The 20,412-nt window shown below is 44.1% G+C and carries 18 protein-coding genes; 12 read left to right on the top strand and 6 right to left on the bottom strand.

All coding sequences use genetic code 11. From position 1 onward, the window contains the following. Window positions 1-3: 3 nt before the first annotated feature. The 3 genes from OQ279_RS02145 to OQ279_RS02155 form a co-directional block, all read right to left on the bottom strand. A complete protein-coding gene (locus tag OQ279_RS02145) occupies window positions 4-867 on the bottom strand; it encodes a DUF58 domain-containing protein (RefSeq protein ID WP_266068116.1) in 864 nt (287 codons plus the stop codon). Window positions 868-967: 100 nt separating this feature from the next. Beyond that, complete coding sequence (locus tag OQ279_RS02150; RefSeq protein ID WP_266068118.1) at window positions 968-1,972, bottom strand: AAA family ATPase; 1,005 nt, start codon at window positions 1,970-1,972, stop codon at window positions 968-970. A gap of 150 nt (window positions 1,973-2,122) precedes the next feature. Beyond that, window positions 2,123-2,941, bottom strand: a complete 819-nt coding sequence (locus tag OQ279_RS02155; RefSeq protein ID WP_266068119.1) for a DUF4382 domain-containing protein — start codon at window positions 2,939-2,941, stop codon at window positions 2,123-2,125. A 148-nt stretch (window positions 2,942-3,089) separates the two neighbouring features. On the opposite strand from OQ279_RS02155, the gene OQ279_RS02160 reads away from it, so the two are divergent. The 6 genes from OQ279_RS02160 to OQ279_RS02185 all read left to right on the top strand — a co-directional run bounded on the left by OQ279_RS02160 (window position 3,090) and on the right by OQ279_RS02185 (window position 8,812). After that, window positions 3,090-3,857 carry an aldo/keto reductase gene (locus OQ279_RS02160; RefSeq protein ID WP_266068120.1) on the top strand — a complete coding sequence of 256 codons (768 nt, stop codon included), beginning with the start codon at window positions 3,090-3,092 and terminating at the stop codon, window positions 3,855-3,857. A 22-nt stretch (window positions 3,858-3,879) separates the two neighbouring features. After that, window positions 3,880-4,632, top strand: a complete 753-nt coding sequence (locus OQ279_RS02165; RefSeq protein WP_266068122.1) for an SDR family NAD(P)-dependent oxidoreductase — start codon at window positions 3,880-3,882, stop codon at window positions 4,630-4,632. A 6-nt stretch (window positions 4,633-4,638) separates the two neighbouring features. After that, on the top strand, window positions 4,639-5,775 hold the full coding sequence (locus OQ279_RS02170) for an ATP-binding protein (protein WP_266068123.1): 1,137 nt from the start codon (window positions 4,639-4,641) through the stop codon (window positions 5,773-5,775). After that, a complete protein-coding gene (locus OQ279_RS02175) occupies window positions 5,776-6,504 on the top strand; it encodes a metallophosphoesterase family protein (protein WP_266068124.1) in 729 nt (242 codons plus the stop codon). A 105-nt stretch (window positions 6,505-6,609) separates the two neighbouring features. Continuing rightward, window positions 6,610-7,614: an acyl-ACP desaturase gene (locus tag OQ279_RS02180; RefSeq protein WP_266068125.1), complete on the top strand. Its 1,005-nt coding sequence runs from the start codon at window positions 6,610-6,612 to the stop codon at window positions 7,612-7,614. A 253-nt stretch (window positions 7,615-7,867) separates the two neighbouring features. Then, complete coding sequence (locus tag OQ279_RS02185) at window positions 7,868-8,812, top strand: EamA family transporter (protein ID WP_266068126.1); 945 nt, start codon at window positions 7,868-7,870, stop codon at window positions 8,810-8,812. A gap of 78 nt (window positions 8,813-8,890) precedes the next feature. Here the strand turns inward: OQ279_RS02185 and OQ279_RS02190 are convergent, their stop codons facing one another. Then, the gene (locus OQ279_RS02190; protein ID WP_266068127.1) at window positions 8,891-9,268 is read right to left on the bottom strand and encodes a hypothetical protein; all 378 of its coding nucleotides are present in this window, start codon (window positions 9,266-9,268) and stop codon (window positions 8,891-8,893) included. A 203-nt stretch (window positions 9,269-9,471) separates the two neighbouring features. Here OQ279_RS02190 and OQ279_RS02195 point away from each other — a divergent pair, with 203 nt between their 5' ends. Next, the gene (locus OQ279_RS02195; RefSeq protein ID WP_266068128.1) at window positions 9,472-10,590 is read left to right on the top strand and encodes an alkene reductase; all 1,119 of its coding nucleotides are present in this window, start codon (window positions 9,472-9,474) and stop codon (window positions 10,588-10,590) included. Between the two features lie 72 nt (window positions 10,591-10,662). On the opposite strand, the gene amaB is transcribed toward OQ279_RS02195, so the two are convergent. Together amaB and OQ279_RS02205 are read right to left on the bottom strand one after the other, a co-directional pair. Then, complete coding sequence (amaB, locus tag OQ279_RS02200) at window positions 10,663-12,222, bottom strand: L-piperidine-6-carboxylate dehydrogenase (RefSeq protein ID WP_266068129.1); 1,560 nt, start codon at window positions 12,220-12,222, stop codon at window positions 10,663-10,665. An 80-nt stretch (window positions 12,223-12,302) separates the two neighbouring features. Next, window positions 12,303-12,824 (bottom strand): 3-hydroxyanthranilate 3,4-dioxygenase, encoded by a 522-nt coding sequence (locus OQ279_RS02205; protein ID WP_266068130.1) that lies wholly within the window; start codon window positions 12,822-12,824, stop codon window positions 12,303-12,305. A gap of 115 nt (window positions 12,825-12,939) precedes the next feature. On the opposite strand from OQ279_RS02205, the gene OQ279_RS02210 reads away from it, so the two are divergent. From OQ279_RS02210 to OQ279_RS02230, 5 genes are all read left to right on the top strand, one after another. After that, the gene (locus OQ279_RS02210) at window positions 12,940-14,016 is read left to right on the top strand and encodes an isoaspartyl peptidase/L-asparaginase family protein (RefSeq protein ID WP_266068131.1); all 1,077 of its coding nucleotides are present in this window, start codon (window positions 12,940-12,942) and stop codon (window positions 14,014-14,016) included. Between the two features lie 206 nt (window positions 14,017-14,222). Continuing rightward, a complete protein-coding gene (locus tag OQ279_RS02215; protein ID WP_266068133.1) occupies window positions 14,223-14,711 on the top strand; it encodes a GbsR/MarR family transcriptional regulator in 489 nt (162 codons plus the stop codon). 19 nt (window positions 14,712-14,730) lie between these two features. Further along, complete coding sequence (locus tag OQ279_RS02220) at window positions 14,731-15,849, top strand: efflux RND transporter periplasmic adaptor subunit (RefSeq protein ID WP_266068135.1); 1,119 nt, start codon at window positions 14,731-14,733, stop codon at window positions 15,847-15,849. Window positions 15,850-15,858: 9 nt separating this feature from the next. Continuing rightward, window positions 15,859-18,996 (top strand): efflux RND transporter permease subunit, encoded by a 3,138-nt coding sequence (locus tag OQ279_RS02225; protein ID WP_266068136.1) that lies wholly within the window; start codon window positions 15,859-15,861, stop codon window positions 18,994-18,996. A gap of 3 nt (window positions 18,997-18,999) precedes the next feature. Further along, window positions 19,000-20,403 (top strand): efflux transporter outer membrane subunit, encoded by a 1,404-nt coding sequence (locus OQ279_RS02230; RefSeq protein ID WP_266068137.1) that lies wholly within the window; start codon window positions 19,000-19,002, stop codon window positions 20,401-20,403. Window positions 20,404-20,412 lie beyond the last annotated feature (9 nt).

Below are 20,412 nucleotides of genomic sequence, written 5' to 3' on the forward strand. Positions count from 1 at the left end.
CTTTTATCTGGCCTTGAAATAGCCCAGTAATTTTTTTACATAACTTTCATCTACACGGGTGCTAAGGCTTCCCGCTCCACTTCTTCGGAAGCTTTCAGTAAAATATTCCACCCTTTCGTGGTAATACTTCGAATAATTGCGGCGCACTGATTTGGAAGAAGTATCTACAAGTATCCTTTTTCCGGTTTCTTCATCCTGCATGGCGACCATTCCCAGGTTAGGAATCTCTTCCTCGCGCTCGTCATAAACCCTAATCCCGGTCACATCATGCCTACCACTGGTGATCTTTAGGGTACGCTGATAATCTTCAGCAATAAAATCGGAAAGCACAAATACAATGGCCTTCTTCTTCATGACGCGTGAAAGGTAGCTCAGGGCATTTTCCAGGTTGGTCTTTTGGCTTTTAGGTTCAAATTCCAGCAGTTCGCGGATAATACGAAGTACATGAGAACGCCCTTTTTTAGGCGGAATATAAAGTTCAATAATATCTGAAAACAGGATAAGCCCTATCTTATCATTGTTTTGGGTAGCCGAAAATGCCAAAGTAGCGGCAATTTCAGTAATAATGTCCTGCTTGAACCCATTGCGGGTACCAAACAATCCGGAGCCGGAAACGTCAACCACCAACATCATGGTAAGCTCGCGCTCCTCTTCGAACACCTTCACAAAAGGTTCAGAATAGCGGGCAGTAACATTCCAGTCAATATTCCTTACATCATCCCCAAACTGATACTGGCGTACCTCGCTAAAGGTCATTCCCCGCCCTTTGAAGGTAGAGTGATATTCCCCGCCAAAAATGTGGTCACTTAACCGGCGGGTCTTAATCTCTATTTTTCGTACTTTCTTGAGTAACTCCTTAGTATCCATTTCTTCAATTGACAATGATCAATAAACAATTATCAGTGACTAATTAACAGCTGACAGACCTTCAAATTCTGTTCATTGCTAATTGCTAATTGTTCATTGTTTAAGGTACTTCGATCTCGTTGACGATCTTGTTGATGATATCTTCAGAAGTTACATTTTCGGCTTCGGCTTCATAGGTAATTCCAATCCTGTGGCGCAGCACATCGTGTACTATGGCGCGAACATCTTCGGGCACCACATAACCCCTGCGCTTGATAAAGGCGTAGCATTTTGCCGCCGTTGCCAGGTTGATACTTCCCCTTGGCGAAGCACCAAAGTTGATTAAAGGCTTAAGACTTTCAAGTCCGTACTTTTCAGGGAAACGAGTTGCAAAAACGATATCCAGGATATATTTTTCGATCTTTTCATCCATATAAACCTCGCGCACCGCTTGCTGGGCTCTGGCAATTTGATCCAGGCTCACCACCGGATTCACCTTTTCAAAACTACCTTTTAAATTGGCACGAATGATCATTTGCTCATCGGCCATTTCAGGATATTTAATGACGGTTTTCAGCATAAAACGGTCAACCTGCGCCTCGGGCAGCGGATAAGTTCCTTCCTGCTCTACCGGGTTCTGGGTTGCCATTACTAAAAACGGCCTGTCCAGCACAAAGGTCTCTTCCCCAATGGTCACCTGCTTTTCCTGCATGGCTTCCAGCAAAGCCGACTGCACTTTGGCCGGCGCCCGGTTAATCTCATCGGCAAGCACGAAATTTGCAAAGATGGGCCCTTTCTTTATGCTGAAATCATTCAGCTTCATATTGTATATAAGGGTACCTACAACATCTGCCGGAAGAAGATCGGGTGTAAACTGTATACGGCTGAAGGAACCATGTACGGCTTGTGACAGCGTATTAATAGCAAGGGTTTTTGCCAGCCCCGGCACACCTTCAAGAAGAATATGCCCCTGGCCCAGCAAACCAATTAACAGACGTTCAACCATATGCTTCTGGCCCACAATGACCTTCTTCATTTCTGAACTTAAAATATCAACAAAGGCACTTTCGCGCTCAATTTTTTCATTGATACTGGCTATGTCTACCGAGCTGTTATTTTCCTGCATGGATAAAAAATTTTATTTAGGTGAAGATACTTATCTATTGTCAACGGCGCAACCTCAGCAAATATTCAACCAAAGTATCTTAAATTTTTGTTAAAACAAAAAAAGCAGCGGGGTTACCGCTGCTTTAAAAATGCTTTTTTAAAGACTTATTTACTCTCCGTCAAGGAACATAGGATCAAGAGGCACTGTTTCCCCCTGTTCAACCTCAACGTTATTCACTACTGCAGAATTAAGCCCGGAACCTTCGGCAGGGACAGCGGTAACTTTATAAGTACCTGCAGGCAGCCCGTGTACTTCAAACTTTCCATTGGCATCGGTATAAGCAGAAGCATTCACAGTAGCGTTTTGAACTTTGATCAAAGCCTGCTCTGTAGTTGGATGTACGCTCCCCATAATAGAACCTGATTTCTCTTCAACTGCCATTCTTATTACAGGGTGAAGGTTGTAACCATCGGCTGAAGTATTTTTCACAGATTGGTCTACATCAAAATCAAGAATAAAAGTGTACTCGGCATTTGCTTCCAGTTCCTGCCCCACCATTACTTTCAAGCCAGATTGTTGACCGCTCGGGGTTTTCAAAGCAAATTCCTGCTCTACATCTCCATTCATAACAACAACACTGTTGTCACCACCTAATATAAGTCTTATCTGGTGAAGGTAACCGGCTTCAATTTCGGTGTCTACCAATAATTCGGTCACACCACCTGTAAGGCTTAAAAGATCAATTACTCCTGTGTTCACTCCTTCAAGGCTCGTCCAGCCTTCTTCGTCATTACCTTCGGTGATTGTTTTTATCATTACATCTTCAACTTCCACGTATACGTGCTTGTAATCACCGGGAGCATCGGTTAGTTCTACTGCCACTCTTGCAGTACCCCTGTCGGAACCACTGGCATCGTCATCTGAACTACAACTAACAAGCCCGCTAAGCAGGGCAGAAAAGAATAAAAATAAATGATACTTTTTCATAAATGATTTGTTTTGGTTTAGGCATGATAACGCTCGATGAAAGGGTTTAATCTATCGATAAACGAAGTTTAACTCTTTTTAACTCTCCTTCGAATTCTTTAACAATCCGCCTCCTTCGTAGAAGAATAGAGTTCATTACTTTTAAAACATGAGGCAAAGAAATTCTTATTCCCGTATTATTCAGGATCCTGAAGCCTGGCAACAACTTTCAAAAGGAAAGAAAATTCAGCTTTTTCAACATTGCGTGGAAAAAGGAATCACCAGTTTTTTAATTGACCTTTCCGGGACCCAAAGCTACACTCATGACCTGGGAGCTGCATTTAGCGAGAGCGGATTAAGCCGTGACCAGGTACAAATAGCAGCCTGTCCCGGTACAAATCTTACAGAAGAACAAGCTATTTTTGACCGGGTAGATGAAATTCTCGAACTTCTGGATACCGACTACCTCGATCTATTGCTTCTCGATTTTGACGTACCATCAGAAGTCCTTCTTTCGGCTATAAAAAAGCTAAGGGCAGTGGGTAAGATTGTGGAAGTTGGAATAGTGGAAAAACGCCTGGGAGAGAAAAAGGCATTTTTGGAAGATTTTCCTGCCAGCGCCACACTTTCTGCCTTCAGTTTTACACCCGCAACCGTGAAAAGCCTTACCTTAGCTGAAGCTGCTTCCGAAGGGATCACTCAAATGATCATTCCTGAAAGCGGGGACTGGGAAAATGAGCATGAAGAGCTCCAAAAAGCCGCCGGAAAGTACAACCTGCGCCCAAAAGAGCTGCTTTTTGCATGGTTACTGCACCACAAAGCCCAGTTTCATGCTGTGATTAAAGGAAATTCTGAAGCGATAATAGATTCGGCATATAAAGCTTTCCATACCTCTATCATTGAAGAGGATTTTAAAAAGCTGCCGGAAAGACTTTGAAAAAAACACTTTTTTGACACCTATGAACAAAACAGCTTTAGTCACCGGCGCCAGTAGTGGAATTGGCAAAGCAACCGCGAAAGCACTGGCCGGTGCAGGTTATCGCCTGGTTATTTGCGGCAGAAGAAAAGAAGCCCTGGAGACCTTAAAAAATGAACTAAGCGGTAAAACTGAAGTTCACATCCTTCAGTTTGACGTGAGAGATAAAGAAAAGGTGAAGGAGGCCATCCAAAGCCTTCCGCAGGACTTTAAGACCATTGATGTACTGATTAATAATGCAGGAAATGCCCACGGTCTTGACCCAATTCAAACGGGGAACATTGAAGACTGGGACGCAATGATAGATATTAATGTAAAAGGCCTGTTGTACGTAAGCCGGGAGATCATTCCGCAGATGGTGGAAAGGGGCGCCGGAGACATCATCAATATTGGCTCACTGGCGGGAAAAGAAGTTTACCCAAACGGGAACGTATACAGCGCCAGCAAACACGCTGTTGATGCTATAAACCAGGGAATGCGCATAGACCTCAACGGAAAGGGGATAAGAGTGGGCGCCATTAACCCGGGGCTGGTAGAGACCAACTTTAGTGAAGTGAGGTTTAAAGGAGATTCCGAAAGGGCAAAATCTGTATACACTGGCTTTAATGCCCTTAAACCTGAAGACATTGCCGAGATCGTAGCTTTTGTGGTGACCCGCCCGCCACATGTGAACATTGCCGACCTGCTGGTACTGCCTACCGCACAGGCAACTTCTACCATTGTGCACAAGGAATAGGAAGAAATGATTAATAAGCGCCTTCTTATCAAAAACCTGCTTGCGCATAACAGCGAAAATAGTTTTTACGATAAAAAGCGCCAGATCAACCTGGGGGAAAAAGAAGGAAAGGCCAAATTTTTAAAACATATATGCGCCCTTGCCAATTCCAACCCCAACAATAATTCTTATATGGTGATTGGCGTAGAAGACGCCGACAACGAAATACAGGGAGTAGATTTTTTTGACGACAGCAAGATCCAGAACCTCGTGAATGCCTATCTCAAGAACCCTCCGCTGGTAGCCTATGAGAATATTCCATTCCCGCATTTGCCCCACGACATGGTGGTGGGATTGGTGACCATTAAACCCAACAAAGGTACAACCTGTTCGTTGCGAAAAGGCATCTGGAAGTATCCTGCGGGCAGTACATTCTTCAGGGAAGGCAGCATAAGCATAGCTTCAGAATTTTCCCGGGGCATTCAAAGCGATAATTCAGAAGTAGTGGGTGCCATTGAGGCGCATTCTCAGAATAACGTACAACTTACCCTTGACGGGGTATTCGACTTCATGGGAAAACATGAGAACCTGAGCCCCGAGTATAAGGTTTTTAAAGAGTACTTTGTAGTGTGCTGGAGCGGCAAGAAGAAAGAAATCAACCAGGAAGTTTACTACTCGAGAGTAGATATTGAACTTATTAATGAGCAGGTAAAACTTTTTTATTCTGAACTTGATGAGGTGAGCATTAATATTTCTGAAGACCTTTTTACCATTTTGGAGTATGTAAAACTGGGGCTTAATGACAGGTTTAAATACTATCCGCTTGAAGAAGTAAAGATCCTCTTTAAGGATAATGCCACTTACGAGATTAAAACCAACATGCTTTTTGAACCTCCGCAATTCGAGAAAAGAACGCTTTACCACATCTACAATTCCAATATTGCACTGGTACAAAAGCTGAAACAAAACTTGCAGCTGACCCCTTCCGAAGAAAAAGACCTTTATAATGTGCCTGCCACTTATTTATTATGTCATTTCAACGGCTTTAGCGAAGCCCTTGACAGGCTGGAAGATGCTAAAGAAGAACTGAAAAATTTTGATGAAAGAATATATCAGCAGTACAAGGAAAGCCTGCGGATATTGAGGAAAGTAAAATATAATTAAATGAAAAGGACTCTTGTAATAGGAGATATTCATGGAGGTTTAAAAGCGCTTGTTCAATTACTGGAAAGGGCCAAAATAACGCCAGATGATAAGATCATATTCCTGGGAGATTATGTAGATGGCTGGAGCGATTCGGCCAATGTGGTTTCCTATCTAATAGAATTTTCAAAACAAAACACCTGCATTTTTTTACGCGGAAACCATGACGACCTCACCCACCGTTGGTTAAAAACCGGCGAGCTGAATGATAAATGGCTGCAACACGGGGGGCAGTCGAGCATTGATGCCTACCGTAGATTTACCAATAAAGAAAAACAGGAGCACATCAGGTTCTTTGAAGAAATGGTCAATTATTATATTGATGCCGAAAACCGGCTTTTTGTACACGCCGGGTTCACCAATCAAAAAGGCCCCGAAGAGGAATATACCCCCACGCCGTTCTACTGGGACCGCACCCTCTGGGAAATGGCCATGGCTGTTAATCCCGCATTAAAGCCGGGAGAAACGCATTATCCAAAACGCCTGGAGCTATTCAGGGAGATCTATATTGGCCATACGCCGGTTACCAGGATTGGTGAAGACAAACCTGCGAATTTTGCAAATGTTTTTAACATAGACACCGGTGCGGCCTTTATGGGAAAGCTATCTTTACTCGATGTAAATTCAAAAAAAGTGGTTCAAAGTGACCCGGTACATAGCCTTTATCCTGACGAATCGGGTAGAAATTAAGAATTTTTTTAACGCTCTCCTCTATTAACTTTCTATCTTTGTAGATTACCAAAATTATAATGGTTCGGTTCTTGAGAATATAACCATGAAAAACACCCTACCTATATGGCGCTAGAGAATATTAGATTAGAAGTAATGAAGACTGTTGAAAAGTCTATCGATGAATTTGTAGAAAAGTATCTCATTCCGGTGGAAGATATCTGGCAGCCTACAGATCTTTTGCCAAATTCGCAGAAAGAGAATTTCTTTGAAGAAGTGACCCAGATCCGTGAAGAAGCACAGGAACTCGGATACGATTTCTGGGTGGTGCTCGTAGCCGATATGGTCACCGAAGAAGCCCTGCCTACTTACGAATCCTGGCTTATGGACATGGAAGGTGTAGAACAACACGGGGCCTCAAAAGGGAATCAAAACGGATGGGCTAAATGGATTCGCCACTGGACCGGCGAAGAGAACCGTCATGGAGATACACTCAATAAATACCTTTATTTATCGGGAAGAGTAAACATGAGGGAAGTGGAAAAAACCACGCAACACCTCATTAATGATGGTTTTGACATTGGTACCGGGCGTGATCCTTACCGCAATTTCGTATATACCAGCTTCCAGGAACTGGCAACCAATATTTCTCACAAACGAGTAGGGCAACTTGCGAGAAAGAAAGGTAATAAAATGCTGGCCAAGATGTGTAACATCATCGCGGGAGACGAAATGCGTCACCACCTTGCCTACAGGGAGTTTGTAAAGACCATTTTTGAGTACGATCCAAGTGAGATGATGCTTGCTTTTGAAGATATGATGAAAAAGAAGATCGTTATGCCTGCCCAGTTCATTAGAGAGAGTGGCCAGGGCATTGGCGAGGCTTTTGAAAACTTCTCAAATGCTGCTCAAAGGCTTGGCGTCTACACTACACAAGATTACATCGAGATCCTTCAAAAACTGAATGACTACTGGGAAATTGACAAAATGACTTCCCTTACAGATAAAGCCGAAAAAGCCCGTGATTACCTCATGAAACTTCCAGACAGGATGACGAGAATTGCTGAGAGGATCAAAGTTCCACAAGATCCGCACCAGTTTGCCTGGGTAACACCAAACGGAAAGTTATAAGCATTGGGAGGCTGTTCTTAAAAAGACAGCCTCTTTTTTTTGTTTTCTTTCTGCGGAAGTTTCCTTCCAAAAATGGCAATTTTGAGCAGCTTTTCCAGGAACTCTTTCAGTAAAAATTATGTCTAAAAAGGAAATCAATTTTCCTGCTGAAGATTTTTCAAAAACTATCCACAGGAATCCTGTTTTTTAAAGAAAAAATCGCGGTAGCTGAAGCAGCCGTTTTATTGCTAAGTTTGCACAGCAAATTTTTAGCATGGGTACCACCAAAAATCCGCTTTTTATAGTTCTGGCCTTTTTCTCCATCTATGTGATCTGGGGCTCCACTTACCTGCTCAACAAGATCGCGGTGACCGAGTTGCCGCCATTCATGCTGGCTTCTATCAGGTTTGCCACAGCGGGCCTCCTCATATTCGGGATAAGCCGTGCCATGGGCAAAAGACTGCGAATTACCCGCGCACAATTCTTCAATACCGCGATTGCGGGATTCCTTTTCCTGGCTTTTGGAAACGGCGTGGTGGTTTGGACTCTCAGGTATGTAGACAGCGGCTTTGCAGCCCTGATAATTTCGGCACAACCCCTGGTAGTGCTGGTGTTTATGCGCATTTTTGAGGGAAAAAAGATCCTGCCCATGTCTATGGTAGGGGTCGCATTGGGCTTAACAGGTATTTACCTACTCGTGAGCCAGAAGCAGGTCACTTCAGAAGAAAATTCAGTTTTGGGAAGTATCATGATCTTCTGCTGTCTTCTTAGCTGGTCTTACGGAAGCCTTTTTGTGGGAAAAGCAAATTTACCAACCAATCATTTTGTCAATACGGGCTATCAAATGTTTGCAGCAGGCATCATTTTGGCCATAGCAAGTCTTGCCTTCAACGAGCCCTGGAGCTCTCCTTTCAACTGGAGCACCCCGGTACAATACTCGATGCTACTGCTCATTATCTTCGGAAGTATTGTAGCATTTACAGCCTTTAATTACCTGCTGAAGGTGATCTCTCCCGAAAAAGTGGCCACTTCCACCTATGTAAATCCGGTTATTGCCATGATTCTGGGCTGGTACTTTTTAGATGAACAAATCACAAGCCAGTCGGCCATTGCCGCAGCCGTTCTTCTCACGGGAGTATACTTTATAAACACCAAGAAAAAACTGATGGTGCTTTCGCGATTCACAAGCAAAGCATCTACTTTTCTGAAGAAAAATTAGGGGCGAAAAATGCCATTTTTCACACCTTAGCAGCATTTCCTTTCTTCGGAAATAACCGCTCCTGTTATTCCTGAATCTCTACTTTACCTCCAGATTCTTGTGGCTCACGTTGACCGCATTCTGCTGAATGTCAAAAACCAGGGTCTTCTTAAAATAATCGTCTCCCTCCTGGAGATAACTTCCGGTAACCGATTCTTCTTTTCCGTTGTTGCGGGTAAACCTGAAGGTGTACTTACCATCAACAGCATCTCCGGGCACCTGAAGGGTATGCGCTATTTCCTGCCCTGCCGGCAAGGCATCGACCTCAAAACTTACTTTTTCCCCGGCAGTGAAGACCCGCAGGTTTTTAACTGTTTCAGAAGTATTGTTGACAAGTTCCAGTTCCAGAACATGATCTTCGGGGACGCAGGAGAAAATAAGGCCGATAAACAACAAGACTGTAAAGATTCTTTTCATTTGAGTAGTTGGTTTAGTTTGTTCTAAGATAAAGAATCTGTCACTTTAAAAGAAGTGGTTTTTCTACGCAAGGGTTTTAACAGGCTTAACTTAACATACTTTAACCCTTTCCTTTGACATACATCAATTCTAACCCGCCAGGCCTTTATTACCTTTACACTGTTGAGGATTAACCTCATAACAAGACAAATAAAATTATAGATATGAACAAAGAACAAGCACTATTACAACCGTATAATAAAGGAAGTTTGAACCTGAAAAACCGCGTGGTCATGGCTCCCATGACACGAAGCCGGGCCACAAACGCTGAAAATAAACCTACCGGAGAACTTCAGGGGGAGTATTATAAACAACGGGCCAGCGCCGGACTCATCATTACCGAAGGGGCCCAAATCTCTAAACAGGCCGTGGGTTATATCAATACGCCGGGGATCCATTCTGAAGAACAAATTCAAGGCTGGAAAGAAGTCACCGATAAAGTTCATGAAGCCGACGGAAAGATCTTTATACAGCTTTGGCATGTGGGTAGAATGTCTCACCCCGATTTTCACAACGGAAATTTACCCGTGGCACCTTCAGCCATAAATCCAAATTCAAAATCCTTCACTTCCGAAGGTTTAAAAGACACGGTCACGCCAAAAGAAATGAGCGTGGAGGAAATCAAATCTACCGTGCAGGATTTTAAACAAGCCGCTGCAAACGCCATGAAAGCCGGTTTTGACGGGGTAGAAATCCATTCCTCAAATGGTTATTTGCTGCACCAGTTCTTTAATGGAACCTCAAACCAACGCACCGATGAGTATGGTGGCAGCATTGAAAACCGTGCAAAGATCCTTTTTGAAGTGATTGACGCCATTAAAGAAGTAATGCCCGAAGAGAAAATTGGCCTGCGCCTTAACCCTTCCCTGCACGGGATCTTTGGGATGACCATGGATGAAGAAACCATTCCTACTTTTGATTACATCATTAAGAAGCTGAATGATTACAACCTGGCTTACCTTCACCTTTCTGAACCTTTTAATGATGTTTCCGATCTTCCTTTTGCTGAAACTGAGATCGCGAAACGTTACAGGCCTATGTATAACGGGACTTTAATGATCAATACCAACTTTGACCAGGAAAGTGGAAATACCGTTCTGAAAGCAGGCAATGCCGATCTTGTAGCCTTCGGAAAACCTTACGTTTCAAACCCCGACCTGGTAGAGCGGTTTGAACAGGGCGTTGAACTAACCGAATGGGATGAGAAAACCTTCTACACCCCCGGAAAAGAAGGATATTTAGATTACCCGGTAAAAACTGAAAGAGAACCTGCACTAAAATAAGGTTCCAAAAATGCTAAAATAAAGAGGCTGTCTTTCGGGACAGCCTCTTTATTGTTTCAGCGTGTTTAGCTCTTACAAATCAAACTTGATTCCCTGCGCCAGTGGCAGTTCAGTCGTGTAGTTGATCGTATTTGTTTGTCGGCGCATATAGACCTTCCAGGCATCAGAACCTGATTCTCTACCACCACCGGTTTCTTTCTCACCTCCAAAGGCTCCACCAATCTCGGCGCCCGAGGTTCCTATGTTCACATTGGCGATTCCGCAGTCAGATCCTTCTACCGAAAGGAATCTTTCAGCCTCTCTTAGGTTGTTGGTCATAATTGCAGATGATAATCCCTGTACCACTCCATTTTGAAGTTCCAGCGCATTTTCGAGATCTCCCGAATACTTCATAATGTATAAGACCGGAGCAAAGGTTTCGTGTTGTACAATCTCAAATTCATTTTTGGCTTCAGCAATTGCCGGTTTTACATAGCATCCACTTTCATAACCCTCACCTTCAAGCACCCCACCTTCTACAAGGATGTTTCCGCCTTCTTCAACTACTTTGTCTAAAGCAGCCTGGTAATTTTTAACCGCGTCCTTATCGATAAGTGGCCCTACATGGTTATTTTCATCTAATGGGTTACCAATTCGTATTTGCTTATAGGCATCAACAATAGCGTTCTTCACCTGGTCGTAAACATCTTCGTGCACAATTAATCTACGGGTTGAAGTACAGCGTTGCCCGCAAGTTCCCACGGCTCCAAAAACGGCTCCAATCACTGTATTTTTAATATTGGCATCGGGAGTTACAATGATGGCATTGTTTCCACCAAGTTCCAGAAGAGATTTTCCAAGTCTTGCAGCAACTGCCTGGGCAACTATTTTACCCATTCTTATAGACCCGGTTGCAGATAGCAAAGGAACCCTTTTATCATTGGTCATCATTTCACCAACTTTGTAGTCTCCGGTGATCAAACAGGAAATACCTTCAGGAAGTCCGTTTTCTGAGAAAACTTTGGCTGCAATATTCTGGCAGGCCACAGAGGTTAAAGGGGTCTTTTCAGATCCTTTCCACACGCATACATCGCCACATACCCAGGCAAGAGCGGTGTTCCACGACCATACAGCTACAGGGAAATTAAAAGCCGAGATCACTCCCACTATCCCCAGCGGATGGTACTGTTCGTACATGCGGTGCCCGGGCCGTTCTGAGTGCATGGTAAGCCCGTGCAACTGCCGGCTTAATCCCACTGCAAAATCACAGATATCGATCATCTCCTGTACTTCTCCCAGCCCTTCCTGGTAAGATTTTCCCATTTCATAAGAAACCAGTTTCCCAAGAGGCTCTTTTAAGCGGCGCAATTCGTCATTAAATTTCCTTACTATTTCCCCTCTTTGAGGCGAAGGCATTGTTCTCCAGGCTTTAAAAGCTTCCTGTGCAGTTTTGATGGTGCGTTCATAATCTTCGCGGGTAGTAGACTTTACTTTTCCAATTAAAGCTCCGTCAACCGGGGAGTAAGATTCGATGACCTCTCCCGAAGAAAACCATTCCTTCCCGGTAGAAGTACCGTTGTTCACCTTGTCTACATTAAGACCAAGATCTTTTAAAGCCTGATTTATTCCGAATTTTTCAGCAATTGCGCTCATTCTTGTTGTTGTTTTAGTATGTTTTTGTTTGGATAGTTGCGAATATAAAAAAATTAAAGAGGAAAGCCTTGTTTAAACCCCTACTTCGGCTTTTCCATCACCGTTCCGCAGTTGTTACAGGTGCGCAGTTCCTCACTGTTGTAGAAATGTTCAAAATGCTTCTGAAAATCATTCTCGATATCATTCAGCGGGAAATAGACTTCATATAATTTATTATTACAGTTTTCACAAAACCACAATAAACCGTCTTTAGCATCAAGCTCTATCCTTCTTCGCTCCACCACAAGCCCTACAGAACCCTCTGTACGCTCGGGCGAATGCGGCACTTTTGCGGGGTTGAGATACATATCGCCGGGCCCCAGCTCAAAAGTCCTTTTTTGACCCTCTTCCTGAACGTGCACTTTTATTTGCCCCTCCAGCTGGTAAAACAACTCTTCGGTTTCGTTGTAATGGTAATCTTTCCGCGAGTTTGGGCCGCCCACTACCATTACAATATAATCTTCGGCGTCGGGATAGATGCTTTTATTGGCCACAGGCGGTTTTAGAAGATCCCGGTTCTGCGCTATCCACTTATTTAAATTAAAAGGTTTTGAAATTGCCATGTCTCTATTTTTGGACCTTAAATTTACGCAATCTTTTCCTGAAGCACCACCCAAAGCATTACTTGCTGTGATACCGCTCTTTTTTTATAACTTTCCTGCTGAAAAACTTCCGGTTATGAAAAAAATACTTCTCGTTTTTGCCATTTTTGGCACCCTGGCCTGTAATAATGCTGAAAAACAAAGTAAGGTAGAGGGGGCAACCCCTGAAGCAGCTTCCGAAGAGAAAGATACAGCACCCAACTTTGGGATTGTGATTCACGGTGGCGCCGGCACCATCTTAAAAGAAAATATGAGCGACAGCCTGGAGCAGCAATACCGGGCAAAGCTTGAAGAAGCCATAAGAACAGGACATGAGATCCTGGCCAATGGCGGTACTGCGGTAGAAGCCGTGCAAAGAACCATTAATGTGATGGAAGATTCGCCATTGTTTAACGCCGGGAAAGGTGCTGTTTTCACCAACGAAGGCACTAATGAGCTCGATGCATCAATTATGGACGGCTCTAACCTCAATGCAGGCGCAGTGGCCGGGGTCACTACCATCAAGAACCCCATCAACCTGGCTTATGAAGTCATGGTAAATTCTGAACACGTGATGCTGGCCGGTAAAGGCGCCGAAAGATTTGCCAAAGAACAGGGCATCGAGATCGTAGACCCGCAATATTTTTATACCGAAAACCGGTACAGGAGTCTGCAGCGTATTAGGGAACAGGAGAAAACACAGCTGGACCATGACGATCAAAAAACAGCATTTTTGGATCCCTATATTAAAGATTCCAAATTTGGAACTGTGGGTTGTGCTGCGCTCGATAAACACGGAAATCTTGCCGCAGGAACCTCTACCGGCGGAATGACCAACAAAAGATACAACCGCATTGGCGACGCCCCTATAATTGGCGCGGGTACCTACGCCAATAATAAAACCGTGGCGGTATCTAGCACGGGCTGGGGCGAATTCTTCATCCGCGGTATGGTGGCCTATGATATTTCGGCACTTATGGAATACGGCGGATTAAGCCTGGAGGATGCCGCAAGGGAAGTAATCCAAGAAAAGGTCCCGGCATTGGGCGGAGACGGTGGCATTATTGCAATAGATCACAATGGAAATGTCGCCATGGAATTTAATACCGCCGGAATGTATCGCGCAAAAATGAACCGGGATGGAGACCTGGAAATAGGCATCTACGGCGAGTAATATTCCTTCCGAATACACCTCCTAAAAAGCTGTATTAAAAGCTCTTAAAATGTCATTTCTGAAACTTCAGGATGACAACAATAGCTTTTAGGCGGCTTTTTTCATATTCAGGCAGCAGGCATTAACAAAATTTTATAGTTCCTTTAGTTCGGAAATTCCCGAACTAAGTGGTAGTTTTGCAGCTTCAAATTTGAGAAGTTAAAAACGTGGACTTAGAAATTCAGCGAAAGACGCTAATAGAAGAACTGGGAGTACACCTGGAGGAGGACAATCTTGCCCCCCTTGCAGCGCGTATTCTTGCTACTCTTATTCTTGCGGGAAGAAGAGGGGTGACTTTCGATGAGATGGTGTGTGAATTAAGTGCAGGAAAAAGTACGGTTTCTACTCATCTGGATCATCTTCAAGCAACAAACAGGGTAACATATTTTACCAAACCTGGGGACCGCAAGCGGTACTTTGTCATTGACCCTAATCTTATCCTCAACCTAATGGAGGAAATGATCACAAAATGGGACAAAGAGAAAAGGCTCCACCTCAAAATTCGGGCATATAAAGAGCAGTGCAATTGCGAAGCCAGGGAAACCGGCGGCTTTCAATTTGATCTGGAATTTCAGGAAGATTTTCTCACTTATTTAGAGGAAACTTCAAACGCAGTAAAAAAATTCAGGGACAAACTTTTATCTAGAAACAATTAAAACAGACAGAAAGCAGAATATGAGAAAACTACACGCTATAGGAATGATGTTAATTGCCTTTATGGCTTTTTCATGCCAGGACCAGCAGGCAGGCGCAGCCCAACGTGGTGCTGCCACTCCTTTTCCGGTTATTGAAGTTCCACAAAGAACCATCACAGGTTTTACTTCATATCCCGTTAGTATTGAAGGTACTGTAAGCAGTGCCGTGAGAGCAAAAGTCCCAGGATATGTCACGCAGGTATTAGTAGATGAAGGAGAAAAAGTGAGAAAAGGCCAAACGCTTTTCAGGCTTGAAACTGAGTCTTTATCACAGGAAGCCGGTGCAGCTAAAGCTAACGTAAATGCCGCACAGGTAGAGGTAGATAAACTACAGCCCCTTGTAGAAAAAGGGATTATAAGCCCGGTACAACTTGAAACTGCAAAAGCAAGACTTGAGCAGGCAAAAGCCGGTTATAGCAGTATTGCTGCAAATATTGGTTACGCCACTATAAAGAGCCCTGTAGACGGTTATGTAGGTGCCATTAATTTTAGAGAAGGAGCGCTGGTTAGTCCGGGTGATCCAACACCACTCACCACTGTTTCAGACATTGATGAGGTTTATGCCTTTTTCTCTATGAATGAAAGAGATTATTTAGACTTCATTCAAAATGCTGAAGGGGAAAACCTTTCAGAAAAAATAGAGAATTTCCCGCCGGTACAACTTCAACTGGTGAACGACAGGATCTATTCTGAAACAGGAGAGATTCAAACCGTAACAGGGCAAATTGATCCATCAACAGGAACAGTGAGCTTTAGAGCTATGTTCCCTAACCCTAGCGGTATTCTTGCCAGCGGTAACAGCGGGAGAATTAGAATTCCGCGTACCTATGAAGACGTTCCGGTAGTACCCGAATCTGCTTCCTTTGAACAACAGGGAATTGTGTATGTGTACGCAGTACAGGGAGACAGCCTTGCTACCAGTGCACCAATCGAAGTGCTTGACCGCGTTCAAAATCTTATTGTAGTGGGAGAAGGACTTAAACCTGGCGACAAGGTCGTAGCGCAGGGAGTTGGAAAATTGAGAAATAACACTCCAATTATTCCTCAGCCTGTATCCTTTGACAGTATTGCCACTTCCATTAAACCAATCTTTAAATAAGAACGACTAATGCTAAAGACTTTTATAGAGAGACCTGTACTATCTACAGTAGTCTCGATAGTTATAGTTATGCTGGGAATTTTGGCCATCACCACTTTACCGGTGACCCAATATCCCGATATTGCTCCCCCCACGGTGCAGGTAAATGCCAATTATGCCGGGGCCAACGCAGCTACCGTACTCGAAAGTGTGATCATTCCCATTGAAGAGCAAATTAACGGGGTTGAGGGAATGGACTACATTACCTCTACTGCCAGTAACAACGGTAGTGCAAGTATCAATGTATTCTTTAAACAGGGAATAGACCCCGATATTGCTTCGGTAAACGTACAGAACAGGGTAGCCCGTGCTACTCCTTTACTGCCACGCGAGGTGACTCAAAGTGGGGTTACCACCCAAAAGCAGCAAACCAGTGCCCTCATGTTCCTTACGGTACTTTCTGAAAATGAAGCTTACGACGCTACTTTTATTCAGAATTACCTTAACATCAACGTGATCCCTGAACTTAAAAGGATCAACGGGGTTGGTGACGTGAGTGTGTTTGGGGCCAAGACCTACGCGATGAGGGTTTGGTTACAACCTGAGAAAATGGCCGCCTACAACCTGATCCCTTCAGATGTTATTGGTGCTATTAACGAGCAAAGCCAGGAAGCTGCAGCCGGATCTTTAGGTCAAAATAATGCTGAAGCTTTTGAATATGTTATTAGGTACAGTGGTAGATATAATACCCCCGAAGACTACAATAATATTGTTATTAAAGCCCTTGATGACGGAAGGTTCTTAAAGCTTCAAGATGTTGCCCAGGTAGAACTTGATGCCCAGGGTTATAACGTGATATCTTTCACCAACGGAAAACCGGGGGTGAGTATGGCAGTTTATCAAACCCCGGGATCAAACGCCCAGGAAATTATCGAGACCGTTCACGATAAACTTGATGAGCTTGAAAAAAATTATCCTACCGGACTTAAAACGGTGATCAACTTCGACTCTAACGAATTCCTGAACGCTTCTATAAGCAAGGTGGTAATGACCATTTTTGAAGCCTTCTTGCTGGTATTCCTGGTAGTGTTTATCTTCCTTCAGGATTTTAAATCTACGCTCATTCCTGCCATTGCAGTGCCGGTGTCTATTATTGGAACTTTCTTCTTCCTCAACCTTTTTGGTTACTCCATCAACCTGCTTACGCTGTTTGCACTCGTGCTGGCTATTGGTATTGTGGTAGATGATGCCATTGTGGTTGTAGAGGCGGTGCACGCCAAACTGGAAGAAGGTGCCAAAAATGCCAAAAAAGCGACCCATTCGGCCATGGAAGAAATTGCCGGTGCAATTATCTCTATTACTTTGGTGATGGGTGCGGTGTTTATTCCGGTTACCTTCATTACAGGTCCCACAGGAGTTTTCTATGAACAGTTTGGGGTAACTTTGATGGTGGCAATCGCAATTTCAGCAGTAAACGCCTTAACTCTGAGTCCGGCCCTTTGTGCGCTCTTCCTGAAGCCTCACCACGAAAAAGAGGGGAAAAGAAAAGGCTTTTTGAAGCGCTTCTTTTCAACCTTTAACGTGGCTTTTGATGTCACCACGAAGAAGTATGTGAATTCGGTTTCTTTTCTGTACAAACACAAATGGATAACCGGGGCGATCATTATAGCTGCCATAGGAGGTATCTTCTGGGCTTCGTCTACGACTCCTACAGGGTTTGTTCCCGATGAAGACCGTGGGATGATCTTCGCCAATATCGAATTGCCTGCAGGTGCTTCTCTAGATAGAACTGCCGAGGTTACTGCGGAATTGAGCCGAAGAGCACAACAAATTCCCGGAATTAATATGGCTTCTGTAGTAAACGGTTTCAGCTTCCTTGGAGGTGCCGGTAGTAACTACGGGATTGGCTTTATCAAACTAGACAACTGGGATGAAAGGACCGAAGACGGTATGTCGGCCGAAGATATCATAGCAAAACTCTTTGGTGCCGCTGCAGGAATATCTGATGCCAACATTCTCTTTTTCCAGCCTCCAAGTGTACCAGGATTTGGAACATCTTCAGGATTTGAATTAAAGGTACTAGACCGTACAGGAGGTAGTTTTGAAGACCTTGATGCCGCTACACGAAATTACCTGGCCGATCTTTCAGCCAGACCCGAAATCTTGTACGCCAACAGTTCGTTCAACACTAATTATCCGCAGTACGAGATCGACTTAAATATTCCGAAGGCAAAAGAAGCAGGAGTAGATATCGGAACTATTTTCTCTACGTTGCAGTCTTACATAGGATCTGTATACGCAGCCGATTTTGCCCGCTTTGGAAAACAATACAGGGTTTATGTACAGGCGCTGCCCGAAGACCGTGCCACTGTAGATGACCTCAACTCGATCTTTGTGCGTAACTCCCAGGGAGAAATGGCGCCTATCACGCAGTTTGTAACCCTAAGCAGGGTTTACGGGCCACAGTCGGTTACCAGGTTCAACCTCTTTAACTCGGCCAGTGTGAATGGTGCACCGGCACCAGGATTTTCTTCGGGAGATGCTATTGCTGCCGTACAGGAAGTGGGAACAGGATCTCTTCCGGAAGGATTTGATATCGGATTTTCTGGGCTTACCAGGGAAGAGGTATCGGCCGGAAACCAAACGACTTTCATCTTCTTTCTAAGTGTGCTATTTGTATTCTTTATTCTTGCAGCACAATATGAAAGTTATTTACTTCCGCTTGCCGTACTGCTATCGCTACCGGTTGGGGTAATGGGAGCTTATGTTACCACAGCCCTTACAGGACTGGAGAACAACATCTATTTCCAGATCGCGCTTATCATGCTACTGGGCTTACTTGCCAAAAATGCCATTTTGATTGTGGAATTTGCCGTGCAAAGGCGAAATGCCGGAAACTCAATTGTTGACTCGGCTCTTGGAGCTGCAAAAGCACGTTTACGTCCTATTCTTATGACCTCGTTTGCCTTTATTGTGGGGCTTCTTCCTCTGGTGTTCGCTACAGGAACAGGAGCTGCAGGAAACAGGTCTATTGGTACAGGTGCCGTTGGTGGATTGTTAATAGGTACCCTACTGGGAATCTTTATCATCCCAATTCTATACATCCTGTTCCAATGGCTCCAGGAAAAAATCTCGGGACAACCTAAAGCCGCAAATGAAAACCTATAGAAAATGAGAAGACTAAATATATACAAGTTCATTTTAATTCCCGCGGTCCTGCTATCTCTTCAGTCATGTTTTGTAGCTAAGGAATATTCCAGGCCCGAAGAAGTAGTTGAAAACGAAGCTTACAGAACCGATAATCTGCCTACAGATACTTTGTCTATGGCCAGGATCTCGTGGAGAGAACTCTTTACAGACCCTGTACTGACAAACCATATAGACCGGGCTCTTGAGAATAACATAGACATTCGCATTGCCCTACAGCAAATAGAAGCGGCAGGCGCCTATCTCAAGCAGGCAAAAGCAGCATATTTGCCAACACTGGGAGTTTCTGCGCAGGTAACCCATCAGGAATTAGCACAAAACAGCCAGTTTGGAAGCTTCTTTGATGGTGGTATTACTCAATATGATGCTACCGCCAACCTGTCCTGGGAAGCCGATATATGGGGAAGGATAAGAAGCAATGAAAGGGCACAAAGAGCGGCCTACCTACAAACAGTAGCTGCACACCAGGCTGTGAAGACCAGGTTGGTTGCCAATGTTGCCAACCTGTATTATCAACTTTTGGCTTTAGATGAACAACTGGAAATTACCCGGGAAACGGTGGCGAACAGGATCAATAGCGTGGAAACTATTAGAGCTCTTAAAGAAGCAGGGAATGTGACCGAGGTGGGCGTAAAGCAAACTGAAGCCCAGCTATATCAGGCACAAGCTGTTGAAATAGAACTTGCTAACCAAATAAGGCTTCTGGAAAATACTTTCTCAATCCTCTTAGGAGAAGCCCCTCATGCCATTGTAAGGAGCGACCTTGGACGGCAGGAGCTCAATACCGAACTAAGAACAGGAGTGCCGGTACAGCTGTTGAGAAACAGGCCCGATGTTATTGCGGCAGAATATAATCTTGTCAATGCTTTCCAGCTAACCAATGCTGCACGAAGCAACTTTTATCCGGCATTGCGGCTTAGTGCGAATGGAGGATTCCAGAGTCTGGACCTGGAAGAACTTATCGACACCAATTCCTTGTTTGCAACCATTGTAGGTAATCTTACTCAGCCTATCTTTAACCGAAGAGAGATAAGGACGCAGTACGAAGTAGCCCAGGCCCGACAGGAAATCGCATTTTTAGAATTTAGAAGAGCTATTCTGGATGCCTCCAGAGAAGTTTCGGATGCCCTTTATAATTATGCTGCAGCCGATAGAAAATTTGATTTCAAACAGGATGAGTTTGAGGCCTACGATTTGGCCACTTCTTACTCAGAAGACTTGCTTAACAGTGGCTTTGCAAACTATCTTGAAGTATTGACAGCAAGAGAAAATGCTCTTAATTCTCAACTGGAACTGGTGAATATAAGGTATGATGAGCTTAGTGCCATAGTAGATCTATACCAGGCGCTGGGAGGCGGCTGGGAGTAACTTTTCATG

It is taken from the genome of Salinimicrobium profundisediminis, from assembly GCF_026241755.1.
In the GTDB taxonomy this organism is placed as follows: Bacteria; Bacteroidota; Bacteroidia; order Flavobacteriales; family Flavobacteriaceae; genus Salinimicrobium; species Salinimicrobium profundisediminis.